The organism is Rhodococcus sp. 66b, assembly GCF_002076325.1.
Taxonomy (GTDB): Bacteria; Actinomycetota; Actinomycetes; order Mycobacteriales; family Mycobacteriaceae; genus Rhodococcus_F; species Rhodococcus_F erythropolis.
In genome coordinates this window covers 52,010-63,590 of record NZ_MUZB01000017.1, presented here as the reverse complement: position 1 = coordinate 63,590, position 11,581 = coordinate 52,010, and the positions used below count along the sequence as shown (strand labels likewise).

Here is an 11,581-nt window from a genome sequence, read left to right as displayed (position 1 = left end):
CGTGAATCCATGGGAGCGAACACCACGAACGGCCGAACCGAACCCTACTGTCTCGTCTAAGTTTTCACCACTGGGCCAACACTGCTAGACATGTCGACGCAGCTTTCACGCACTCAAACGTCAGGAGCTTCATCGGATGAACAACGACACGGTGGGACCAAAGTCCGACGACGATTCCGGGGCTGAACCGAGCGGCTCCAACACCATCCCGCCGAGGGGCCCGGAGCGCGAACCGAAGAGGACGGTCACACTGCCGGGAGGCCGTCGAACTGCACTCGCAATCACGGGAACGGCACTGGTCGTGGGCGGTTTCGTGGCCTGGCTCGGGTACACGGCATACGAGGCGAAAGACAACCTTGAAGCAGCTCGCGACCATGCACAATCGGCGAAGAGTGCACTTCTGGCCGGGGATACCGGGGTCGCAGAGTCCGCCGCGGCGGAAGCCGATCGAAATGCATCCGCAGCGTACGACAACACCCATTCACTCCCCTGGAACATCGCCGCCGCAATTCCGGTCATCGGGTCGCCCTTCGACACGACGCGTCAGATGACCGAGGTCGTTCAGGGACTCACGCGTGACGTTCTCGGTCCCGCTGTCACTGTCGGAACTTCACTCGCACCAACGGAATTGGTCCAGCCTGGTGGACGCTTGGCACTCGCACCGTTACGCGAAGCGGAACCGAAATTGGCCGAAACAGCTATCGCCGCGGAATTGCTGTCGTCGCAGGCACAGGAAGTTCGCGAATCGAAGTACCTGGGCCGAGTTAACGATGCCAGAGCAGAATTGCAGTCGCAGACAAGCGAACTGGCTACCCTCCTGACGAACACCGCCACCGCGGCGCGCATCGCGCCGGCGATGCTCGGCACCGACGGACCGCGCAATTACTTCATCGGTTTCCAGACCAATGCCGAAGCCCGAGGAACCGGCGGCCTGTTGGGTGGATACGGCATCGTCCGAGTCGACAACGGCGCCGCTCGGGTGGACACGCTCTCCCCCAACTCCGAACTAACACTGGACAATCAACCGATAGACCTTGGTCCTGACTTCAACCAGCTGTACGGAACCAGTCGCCCGACCACCGATTCTCGCAACAGCAACCTCAGCTCGCACTTTCCCTACGCAGCGCAGATCTGGCAGTCCCTGTGGTCACAGGAGTCCGGGGGTGAGATGGTCGACGGTGCGATAGCGACCGATCCGATCGCCCTGAGTTACATCCTCGCAGCGGTGGGACCGATCAAGATGCCCGACGGAGAGTCGGTCACCGCCGACAACGTCGTGGAACTGACCGAGTCGACTGCGTACGCTCGCTTCCCTTCCGACAACAAGGCACGAAAGCAGTATCTGCAGACAATCGCAGCTCGTGTCGTGGAGAAGATGACCGGGAACATCAAGTCGCCGAGCGCACTGCTGGAAGCTCTGGGCAAGGGCGTCAGCGAGGGCAGAATCGCCGTGTGGAGCTCTCACCCCGACGAACAGTCGGTTCTCGCCGACACCGTCCTCGGGCACACCATTCCCGATGATGCCGCTCCGTACGCCGGTGTGGTGATCAACAACCAAGCCGGCAACAAGCTCGACTACTACCTCACACGAGAAATCGACTACACAGCCCAGACGTGCACCGGCGACACCCGAAAGACAACGGTCACCGTTCGACTGACAAACAACGCGCCCGACGCCGACCTGACTGAATATGTCAGCGGGATCGTCGACAACCCCGGACGACTACCCAAGGGCACCAACGTGGCTGCAGTCACACTACTGGCAACGACCGGCGCCAAACTCGACGCAGTCTCCGTGGGCGGGCAGATTTCGTTTGCCGTCAACGGAACCGAACAGGGCCACCCGGCATTCATGACAAGGGCCGTCATTCCGCGAGGGCAGACCGTTGAGCTGAAGTTCGATCTGACCGAGCCAACAGCCGAGGGCGAAGCCCGTGTCCCTGTCCAGCCGCTGGTCGACGAGCCGAAGATCACGGTCGACGTGCCTACCTGCTGAGCCTGACCGGCAAACGTCGACGGATCCCCCTGTCGTGTCGACGTTTGCCGCCGCGCGAACTTTCAACAGATTTGAAACTTCGGCAAAGGCTAGCCTATGCTTCCTGACGCGCCTGGAACCGGCCGTCGGCTGCGATCCGTCGGAGTCTCACTCCTCGGCGCATCGACAACGGAAGGTTCCCCATGCGATACGCCCGTGTGCGCTCACTTCGCCGAACTGTGGCCCTGAGCGGATTGGTCATTGCCGCCCTTGTAATCGGCGGATGCAGTAACAACGACACCGCAACCGAATCGAGCAGCAGCGACTTCGAAACCGTCACCATCGAAAGTGCGCTCGGAAACGCCGTCATCACCGAAAAGCCCGAGCGAATCGTGACCCTCGGCATGGGGTCGGCGGAGACCGTGATCGCGCTCGGCACAATTCCCGTCGGCGTCGAAAAGTACGCATGGGGCAGCGACGACACCGGATATCTGCCGTGGGTGCACGAAGCGGTCACGAAGCAGGGTGGCGAACTGCCAGAGCAGTTCACCGGCGGCACCGACCTCAACATCGAAGCGATCATCGCTCTCGAGCCCGACCTGATCCTCGCCCCCTGGTCCGGCATCACCCAGCAGCAGTTCGACTCTCTGAACGCGTTCGCGCCGACCGTCGCCTACGCCGAAAGCCCGTGGACCATCACGTGGGAAGAGCAAATCAACGTCATCGGCAAAGCCATGGGCGAATCCGAGAAGGCGACGGCCGAAATCGACAAGATCAAGTCGCAGTTCGCGGAATCGACTGCAGCACATCCGAACTACGCCGACGTCAGCTTCTCCTTCATCTACAACACGGGTCCAGGAACCCTCGGCGTCTTCTTCGCCGAAGAGCAGCGCGTGGCCATGGTCCGCGCACTCGGCTTGCAGGTGGATCCCGTCGTCTACACCTTGACGGAATCTGAAGGAACAGACTCCGCCGTCATCGGCCTCGAGAACGCAAACCTCCTCGACAAGTCCGACCTGCTCTTCACCTTCTACTCGGACCCGGCCAATCGGGCCGAGATCGAAGCGCAGCCGGCCTACCAGGCCATCCCCGCTGTGACTCGGGGAACTGTCATCGCTCCGACCGAGCAGCCCTTCGTCACCGGTTCCTCGATGATCAACCCGCTGACCGTGCCCTGGTCGCTCGAGCGCTACGTGCCGATGATCGACGAGTCAATCGCAAAGCTGAACAAGTGATGTAGATCAGCATCGCGCGATCGAGAAGCCCGCGTCCTATTCGGATGCGGGCTTCTTGCCGTCGCGTTGGGCTTTGAATCGCATCCACTCGCTACTCAACATTCGATTGTCGATGATCCACCCCATGTAATCGCGCATGTTGAGGACACGAATGTAGGCGGGGCCGTTGGGATTTGCGTACTGCAGTGCTTCAGTCGCGAGTTTGCGTTGATTCTCGAGATACACGTGCTCTGTTTCGAGGAATCCGCCCCACACGTCGGAATCCATGACGTAGTAGTGAGTCCGATCCCGAGGCTTGCGCGTGAGCTTGACGAACCCCCGGTCGATCAACCGGCGAATGTAAGTGGACACCGATCCGCGACTGGCGCCCAGTGCCTGCGCCAACTCTTCGGCACTGACCCCTGGCGACTCGCTGATCAACAAATAGCCCGCAATGCGTCCCTCGATGCGAGCTCCACCACCGGACTGCCAGTACACGGAGAACTGGTCAATGAACCACGTGGAGAAGTCGTCACCGCGAGCAGGGCTGGCATCGCCCATTCGTTGAGCCTCCGACGTCACTCGACAACAAGAACATTGACTTCCGATTCTGCCAGCTGATGCCTACACCCACGCATTCCGCGTCGCCGCAGGGTCGCCCGAGAAGTCGTGCGCTGTGAAGTCGGCACACGTCACCGTCGTCGCCGACCCATTCGGCTCGCGGACTTGGACGACCATCGAGCTCACCGAATCACCAAGAGGCGAAGCCTGAATGGCCCGGGCGGTCAACGAAGCCGAGTCGCGCGGGTCGGTATCCACGACGCACAGATCGAGGCGGACATTTCGCGATTCACTATCGAACGACCCGCCGCCGACTGTCAATCCAGTAGGTAACTCGGATGCTCGTGAGCGCAGTGCGTCAGCCAATGCCGCCTCCACAATGGGGGCTCCTGGGCACTCTGAACCTGCAGAAAGACCACCGGATGGTGTCGCCCGCGAGGGTGACGATTGCTCCAGATCGACTGTGCATCCCACGAGTCCGATCGAGGAAGCCATGCCTACTACGCAAATCAACAGACGCCACCGACCAATTTCCCCTGCCATTCGCGACACGGTAACCGAGACGCGTCCACTACTACCGCGAAATCAACAATCCTGGAGTCGTTGCGATGAACTCGAGCTGTTCGATCGTCAAAGGCGACGCCGATGTGGAGCCAGCCGATTTCACGAACTGGGTCACCACTACTGTTTCGCCGGAGGGGTGAACAACCCGGACCGTGTCATCGCCCGAGCCATCGGGATCGACCAGGCGAGTCACCGTGGTGGCGTTGGGCAACGTCAGGATCGCGCCTGGTTCCGGGACAGCCGTACCAATCGATATTTCGACATCACCGCGGCCGTCCGATGTCGAGACGACGATTCGTTCGCACGCCCCTCCCCGTCCGTAGTCATCCGGAACCAGCGAACCGAGCGGGCGTTCCAAAGTGACCTCTTCCGCGCCGAGATCCTTCCAACGTGCATCGAGCAACTGATTCAGCCGGTCGATCTCCATGCGCGTCGCAGGTGGACCGGCATTCACGAAATCGGTGTAGCAGGATGCCATCGGTGGCGGCGTCGAGTCTGGGACCGGCTCAGTCACAGCGAGCCCGGGCGCTGTCGCGACCGCGATCAGTTCGTCCATCGTCAAAAGCGGACCAGTATCCGTCGAAGTGCCGGTCGACGTGTCGATGCTCGCAACAACTCTGGATCCGTCACCGAGATACGCGACTACACCGCGCTCGCCCCCGACTTCCGAACCGTCTTTGTCTTCGAAATCTGCTCTGTCCTCGAAATCTGCGATGTCGAGTACCGTTCCGTTCGCGAGATACTCCCGCCGATCCACCAGCCCCTCCAGGCACGGTGGCACCGGCTGATCCCATGCACGAACCTGAACCGAGATATCCGCAGTCCGCCCGACGCGAGTCAAGGTTCCCTTCGCCGACGTCGAACCGCTGAACTCGATCGGGTCGACCCCGTCGGGAAACGAAACGCCTCGGTAATTCTGGATCGGCGCGAACTCGAGCGATTTCGATGGACTCGCAAATGCAACGTCGACATCGGAAGGCAACGATTCGAGTAGTGCGTCGCTCATGGCGGTGGCCTTCGGTCCCGAGAACCATGGATAGTCCGGGTCGTCATAACCGGGCTCACCGGTAAAACCGTAGTTGATTCGCACCGGCGGACCTGGCGATTCCACCGACTCGCAGCCGGGAATCGACGTGCCCGTGCCCTCGTTCGTCACCGCTGCGACAACAGTTCCCAATGCGACGATCGAGACGATCACCAGCCCGTCGCGCCAGGTCCATTGCTCGCGGCGACGGTTCGACTCGTGTGCAGTGCGCCCAGACATTTCTCGATCATTGCCTACGACAACAACTACGTCGCTATCCGACATACCCGCTGAGGTCGTAGATCGTGGAATTTCCCACCGTTGTCGACGAGAAATTCGCTCCGACCCATTCCTGAATAGCACTCGACGTACCGTCCCCGCCTTGGCTGTCTTTCGGGCTTCCGCCCTGGCCACTGGCGATGTAGTAGTGGATCTCGCCGTCTGCCACGTACTCGATGAACTGGTCCAGCGTCGGTGCGGGATCAGAACTCCAACCGCCGATCGCCATCACCGCAGTATCGCTGGCCAACTCGTAGGTTGCTGCGCTTTGCGATCCGTTGGTCGCGGCCGACCACGTGGTGCCCGCATTGACCAACATTGCCGTCAACTCGGAAGTACTTTCGCTACCACTGCTTGTTCCTGGCCCACTCGTTGTTCCTGGCCCACTCGCCGTCGGATTACTGCTCGCGTCATCAGAGTTCGGCAGAGCCCCACCGTCTCCCTGCCCTTGGTCCCCACCCATGCCTCCTCCCCCGCCCATTCCGGAGTCTGACACGGCGCCGGTTGGTCCTGCTGTCGGGATGGACCCACCATGCGCTGTTGCGGCAGTGGCAATCGCGTAAGACGCCGAACCGGTTATCCCTGCCAACGAACCGATGATCAATCCAGCGACAGCGAGCTTGCGAAATCGACCCTTGGCTCCCACCAGAACCAGGATCGCGCCGACGACAGTGCCCGCCAACAGAATCCACTTCAGCATCGGCAGCCATTCGGCATTGCGGTGCAACAACACCCAGCTCCAAATTCCTGCGGCCAGCATCATCGCTGCCAAGCCGCAGCGTCCGATCCAGCGGGCACGCACCAACCACAGGGCGTATCCACCGACGCCGATCATCCCCGCAACAGCAGGCGCCAGCGCAACTGTGTAATAGGGGTGGATCGTTCCGGACATGTAGCTGAAGATCAGGCCGGTAGCGAGAAACCAACCACCCCACAGGATCAACGACGCACGGAGAAGATCTGTGCGCGGTGCACGCCCACGGGCGAGGAGTCCGAACACCAATGCGATCAGTGCCGCAGGAATCAGCCAGGAAATCTGGATACCCATCTCGCTGCCGAACAGCCGATCGAGTCCGGCACTTCCCCCAAAGCTGGAACCTGCACTGCCACCAGCCATTCCGCCACCGCCACCGGTGCTCCCGAAAAGTCGACCCAATCCGTTGTATCCCAGTACCAAGTCCATGACACTGTTGTTGGTCGATCCGCCGATGTACGGGCGAGAATCAGCGGGCCACAGCCACACTGCCAACACCCACCACCCAGCCGATATGACAACGGACGCAGCACCGATCACCAGGTGGACCAGGCGAGTCCGCAAGCGCACCTGTCCGGCAATCAAATACGCGGCACCAAATGCAGGCAACACCATCAGCCCTTGCAACATCTTGGTGAGAAAAGCGAAGCCCAGCGCGACTCCTGCGAGCGCCACCCACATTGCGGCTCGTCGACCCACCGCCGTGCTCATGGCGCGAATCACGAAGTAGCCGGCGAGAGTCATGAGCAGAACAAGCAATGCATCGGGATTGTCGAACTTGAACATCAGGGCGGCAGCGGGCGTAGCTGCCAACACAGCTCCCGCCACAAGACCCGCAGCCGGCGTCGCCACTCGTTTGACGGCCGCATACACGAGCGCAACCGATCCGACGCCCATCAACGCCTGCGGAACAAGAAGGCTGGCACTCGAGAATCCGAAGATTCGTCCGGACAGACCCATGACCCACAATGAAGCGGGCGGTTTGTCGACAGTGATGAAATTCGAGGTATCGAGGGAGCCGAAGAACCACGCTTTCCAATTCTGGGAGCCGGCCTGCGCCGCCGCAGCGTAGAAGGTGTTGGCGTAGCCACTCGCGGTCAGATTCCACAAATACAAGACCGCCGTTGCTGCCAACAGGATCGTCAGCGCCAATCCTGTACGCCGAGTGCGGAACCACGACGGCGAGGGCTCGGCTCGATGGGCAGTTGGTGCCGGCCGCTGAGGCGGGGCCGGATGCAGAACGGCGGTCATCAGGAAGTCCCTTCACGAGTTACTGTCCTGCCAACGATCGCGCTTTCAACCCCGGCTGCACTGGGCGCCGGCTGGAAAGTTGCTGTGAATGAATCAGGTCAGGGAACGCTCGAACAGCACGACGCTGAACCAACCGTTGTCGACAACATCTCCGAAGTCACGACGCCCTACTTCGGCGAAACCCGCGTCTCGGTAATAGCGGCGCAACCGCACGTTCGTTTCGACACAATCGAGCCGCAAGTACTGCGCGTCCTCCTCCGCGGACCGTCGATGGGCCCAGACGAGTAAGCGTTCGCCCAACGAGTTGCCCGAGAATTCTCGATCGATAACCAATCCGTGCACGTAGCCGGCAAGCTCGTTCGAATCGGGCCAGACCACGGGGTCTGACCAGATCAACCGCAGGGCGCCGACAATCCTTGACTGCGCCCGGTCTCGCGCAACAAAGAACTCCCCTCTCGAAATCTGCTCCCCGACCTGCTCGACAGACACTTCACGCGGGCGCCACTGGATGATTCCGCGTTCTGCCAACCAGTCTTCTGCCGCGTGCCGCAGCGCCAGAATCTCCGGCCCATCGCTCTCGACCGCTTGCACAACGTCCACAACCATATGACCTCCCCCATATCTGCAGCCGTTCACAACACCACGGCCTCCAGGCCCCAACCCGGATGTATCTCCGAGTTGAAGCCTATCGACGTGAAGTTGTGTATCTGAACGGGTCTCACCACTCAGTCAGGTTTTGAATGTGGTGTTCGCCGGTCGCGGGTGCTGCTGCGGGTCAATCGAGGGCGGCGGGATGAACCACGGTTTGTTGTCGACCCCGATGCGGATTTCCCACTTCCCGACGAACCCGGATTGCCGGTGCATCAGCCGATGATGTGAACGGCACAGTAGGACAAGGTTGTTCATCACCGTCGGGCCGCCGTTGGCCCAGTGCCGGATATGGTGCGCATCCGTCCAGGCGGGCACGCATGTGCAGCCGGGGAAGGCGCAGCCTTTGTCTCGGGCGATCAGCGCCACTCGCTGCTCCGCGGTGACCAACCGTTTCCCGGGTTTCGCATCCAAGGGCGCCCCGTGATCATCGAGCAGAACAGTCGACAGGAAACAGTCGCACCCGAGGAGTCTGCTCTGCGACACCGACAGTGGCCCCAGCCAGGGCATGTGCCCGACATCGAGATCCGACACAGCCGCTCCACCATCAGGAGCAGCGGGTGTTGCTGCGCAGTCCCGGTGCTCCGCAAGATCACGCGCGTTGATGTGCACGTTCACGTGCGGACGCTGACCACCATCGACACCGGTTTTCGCGCAATCCAGATACCGCCGAATCAGTTCGGTGAACCCGTCCGCGGTCCGCTTCGCTGCCGACCGGGTATCGGGGGTTCCATCGGGTGCCGGGTTGGGCATCGTCAGATTCGACAGGGCGGAGAGCAGCATTTCGCCGGTGAGAGCGTCGAAATCGCCGCGCACCACCACCCGACCATTCAACGTCGACGCGATCCGCAACTCGTTCCGATCGACATCTTCGGCGGGCGGAATCTCATCGGACTCGAACACTCGCTCCAAGGTCGCGATGACGTTTCGCACCTTCGTGGTCGTCGCCTCCACACCCGACGCAGCAGCCAACAACAAATCGACACAGCGAGGGAGCGCTTCGTCCGGCATTCCCTTCGGCGGTGACTCGCAGAACGCCACGATCAACACGGCATGCTCGAACGAGCAATCCCCGCCATCGAACCGGGCCGCCACCGCCGGAAAAGGCCGCAGCGCCGCACCCAGGTCGGCGATCTTCTTCCCGTCCCGAACCTGCAGCATCGTGTTGGCCGCCAACCAGCAACCCACCCCGCGGCTCGCAATCACCTGATCATCAGGACGCAACGACAACTCGTCCACCACCGCCACCCGAACAGCCTCGAGGCGAAGAATCTCCGCACTCGCCTCGATAGCAGCAGCACGCAACTCAGAAGCAGACAACCGCCACAGACGTCCGCGCAACCCCACCGCAGAACCAGACACCACATCCGACAACAGAACACTCATTGAATCCCCCGATCCCCACCCCAGACAATACTCGAACACTCGTTCGAGTCAAGAGTGGTAGACCTCGAGCGCCCGCGCTACCGATTCGTCACTCGCAGGCAGCAACGGCAGTCGCACATGGGGAGTCGGAATCTGCCCCAATGCATGCAACACGCCCTTGATGACAGTCGGGTTCAATTCGGAAAAGAGAGCTCCTGACAGCGTCGACAACCGTCGTCCAAGATCGCGAACACTGTCCACATCTCCACTGTCCCAAGCCTTCACCAGGCGTACGAACTCGGCGGTCGACAGATGAGCGGACGCCAAGATTCCACCTGACGCACCCAAGGCCAGAAGCGGCGCGAGAAACAGATCATCCCCCGCCAGTACGGCGAAGTCGTCCGGAAGATCCGCGAAGAGTTCGACGGCAGCTGCGTCGATACCGCCCGCGGCATACTTCACACCAACAACCCCGGGCAAAGCACCCAACTCCCGCAAAGTGTCGCTGTCCAGATCGCACGCAGTTCGGTACGGCACGTGATAGACGATCAGCGGCACGGGGCTCGACGACTGCAGATGCGCGAAATGCGCCACCACACCGGCTTTCGACGGCCTCGTGAAGGAGGGAACCGGCACCAACGCGGCCGAGACGTCAGGCCACCGAGTCAGCCTCCGGAGCGCCTGCGCACTGCCCGCCGTGTCGTTGCTGCCCGCGCCCACGATCAACGTCGCACCTCTCGCACGGCACACGCTCGCACAGATATCCAGAACGGTCACTCTCTCTTGCTCGGTGAGGGTTGCGGTTTCCGCTGTAGTCCCCAGTGCAACGAGTCCGACCGCACCTTCGGAGAGGACCTGGTGCGCAAGCTGTTCGAGTGCGTCGGTTGCAATACGACCGTCGCTCTCGAAGGGCGTGATCAGTGGTACATGGATTCCGGCCAGGTCAACTCGGGTCGTAGTCATAGAACTCAGCCTCACCGAACAGACCTTGTAGGTCTAGTTCGCATTTCCATCGTCGAGCGTAAGCTGAGCTGATGCTCGATGTTCGTCGACTGAAGCTATTGCGCGAACTAGCGCTGCGCGGAACCATCGTTGCCGTTGCCGAGGCGCTGTCGTTCAGTCCCTCCGCGGTGTCGCAGCAATTGGCCGTCCTCGAACGTGAAGCCGGCGTGCCGCTGCTGGAACGAACAGGCCGTCGCGTCCGCCTCACGCCGGCCGGTGAGAACCTCGCACGTCATGCCGAAGTCATCCTGCAACGCCTGGAGCAGGCGTCGGGTGAATTGGTCGACGCGCGTCGTGGACTGGCGGGGCCGCTGCGCATCGGAACGCTCCCGACCGCCGCACGGGCGATCCTCCCGCCGGCATTGATCGCCCTCTCTCGCGAGCATCCCGGGTTGGAACCGATGGTTTCGGAGATCGACCCAGCGGACGTCGCCGACGCCCTACGAGCTGGGAATCTGGACTTGGCGTTGATTCACGACTACGACTTCGTCCCTCGTCCCAGCGAACCGGGCCTGACAGCGTTGCCTCTGTGCAGCGAATCGGTCTATCTGGCGTCGAACGACACCGCTACAGATCCCGACAGCACCATTACCGCGCTGGCCGACTGCGTGGAGCAGCACTGGATTACTGCGATCCCCGGAACTGCTTGTCATGCAATGACCATTCGCGCGTGCCAAGCGGCCGGGTTCACCCCGAAAGTGCGACACCACATCGACGAGTTCGCCACCGTTCTCGCCCTCGTCGCTGCAGGGCAGGGCGTTTCACTGGTCCCGGAACTCGGAGCCATCCATCCGCCACTCGGAGTGCGCCTGACGCCGATGCCCATCCGACGAAGGACCAAGATCGCACACCGAGCCGGCTCCGACGCTCACCCGGCGGTCGCAACCGTGACAAGCGCGCTTCGCTCGGCCGTCCCGCAAGTGCTGGACGCCGAGCAATAGCGG

General features: G+C 61.7%; 9 protein-coding genes. 3 read left to right on the top strand and 6 right to left on the bottom strand.

What is annotated here, in order from left to right:
* Positions 1 to 136: 136 nt before the first annotated feature.
* Positions 137 to 1,996, top strand: coding sequence for a DUF4012 domain-containing protein (locus B0E55_RS26515; protein WP_080910815.1), 1,860 nt, complete (start codon positions 137 to 139; stop codon positions 1,994 to 1,996).
* 182 nt (positions 1,997 to 2,178) lie between these two features.
* Positions 2,179 to 3,210 carry an iron-siderophore ABC transporter substrate-binding protein gene (locus B0E55_RS26510; RefSeq protein ID WP_029255518.1) on the top strand — a complete coding sequence of 344 codons (1,032 nt, stop codon included), beginning with the start codon at positions 2,179 to 2,181 and terminating at the stop codon, positions 3,208 to 3,210.
* Positions 3,211 to 3,246: 36 nt separating this feature from the next.
* Here B0E55_RS26510 and B0E55_RS26505 read toward each other — a convergent pair whose 3' ends face one another.
* The 6 genes from B0E55_RS26505 to B0E55_RS26475 all read right to left on the bottom strand — a co-directional run bounded on the left by B0E55_RS26505 (position 3,247) and on the right by B0E55_RS26475 (position 10,598).
* Positions 3,247 to 3,750, bottom strand: coding sequence for a GbsR/MarR family transcriptional regulator (locus B0E55_RS26505; RefSeq protein WP_020908019.1), 504 nt, complete (start codon positions 3,748 to 3,750; stop codon positions 3,247 to 3,249).
* 574 nt (positions 3,751 to 4,324) lie between these two features.
* A complete protein-coding gene (locus B0E55_RS26495; protein WP_080910814.1) occupies positions 4,325 to 5,578 on the bottom strand; it encodes a hypothetical protein in 1,254 nt (417 codons plus the stop codon).
* 34 nt (positions 5,579 to 5,612) lie between these two features.
* Positions 5,613 to 7,622 (bottom strand): ArnT family glycosyltransferase, encoded by a 2,010-nt coding sequence (locus tag B0E55_RS26490; RefSeq protein ID WP_080910813.1) that lies wholly within the window; start codon positions 7,620 to 7,622, stop codon positions 5,613 to 5,615.
* Between the two features lie 93 nt (positions 7,623 to 7,715).
* Positions 7,716 to 8,228 (bottom strand): GNAT family N-acetyltransferase, encoded by a 513-nt coding sequence (locus tag B0E55_RS26485; protein WP_080910812.1) that lies wholly within the window; start codon positions 8,226 to 8,228, stop codon positions 7,716 to 7,718.
* 123 nt (positions 8,229 to 8,351) lie between these two features.
* Complete coding sequence (locus tag B0E55_RS26480) at positions 8,352 to 9,656, bottom strand: HNH endonuclease signature motif containing protein (RefSeq protein WP_080910811.1); 1,305 nt, start codon at positions 9,654 to 9,656, stop codon at positions 8,352 to 8,354.
* Positions 9,657 to 9,704: 48 nt separating this feature from the next.
* Positions 9,705 to 10,598, bottom strand: coding sequence for a dihydrodipicolinate synthase family protein (locus B0E55_RS26475; protein ID WP_080910810.1), 894 nt, complete (start codon positions 10,596 to 10,598; stop codon positions 9,705 to 9,707).
* Between the two features lie 71 nt (positions 10,599 to 10,669).
* Here B0E55_RS26475 and B0E55_RS26470 point away from each other — a divergent pair, with 71 nt between their 5' ends.
* Positions 10,670 to 11,578, top strand: a complete 909-nt coding sequence (locus tag B0E55_RS26470; RefSeq protein WP_080910809.1) for a LysR family transcriptional regulator — start codon at positions 10,670 to 10,672, stop codon at positions 11,576 to 11,578.
* Positions 11,579 to 11,581 lie beyond the last annotated feature (3 nt).

Bases quoted from the DNA above. Each gene is read 5' to 3' on its own strand.
- B0E55_RS26485 (WP_080910812.1), bottom strand. From the start codon at position 8,228: ATGGTTGTGGACGTTGTGCAAGCGGTCGAGAGCGATGGGCCGGAGATT.
- B0E55_RS26505 (WP_020908019.1), bottom strand. From the start codon at position 3,750: ATGGGCGATGCCAGCCCTGCTCGCGGTGACGACTTCTCCACGTGGTTC.
- B0E55_RS26515 (WP_080910815.1), top strand. From the start codon at position 137: ATGAACAACGACACGGTGGGACCAAAGTCCGACGACGATTCCGGGGCT.
- B0E55_RS26470 (WP_080910809.1), top strand. From the start codon at position 10,670: ATGCTCGATGTTCGTCGACTGAAGCTATTGCGCGAACTAGCGCTGCGC.
- B0E55_RS26475 (WP_080910810.1), bottom strand. From the start codon at position 10,598: ATGACTACGACCCGAGTTGACCTGGCCGGAATCCATGTACCACTGATC.
- B0E55_RS26480 (WP_080910811.1), bottom strand. From the start codon at position 9,656: ATGAGTGTTCTGTTGTCGGATGTGGTGTCTGGTTCTGCGGTGGGGTTG.
- B0E55_RS26495 (WP_080910814.1), bottom strand. From the start codon at position 5,578: ATGTCTGGGCGCACTGCACACGAGTCGAACCGTCGCCGCGAGCAATGG.
- B0E55_RS26510 (WP_029255518.1), top strand. From the start codon at position 2,179: ATGCGATACGCCCGTGTGCGCTCACTTCGCCGAACTGTGGCCCTGAGC.
- B0E55_RS26490 (WP_080910813.1), bottom strand. From the start codon at position 7,622: ATGACCGCCGTTCTGCATCCGGCCCCGCCTCAGCGGCCGGCACCAACT.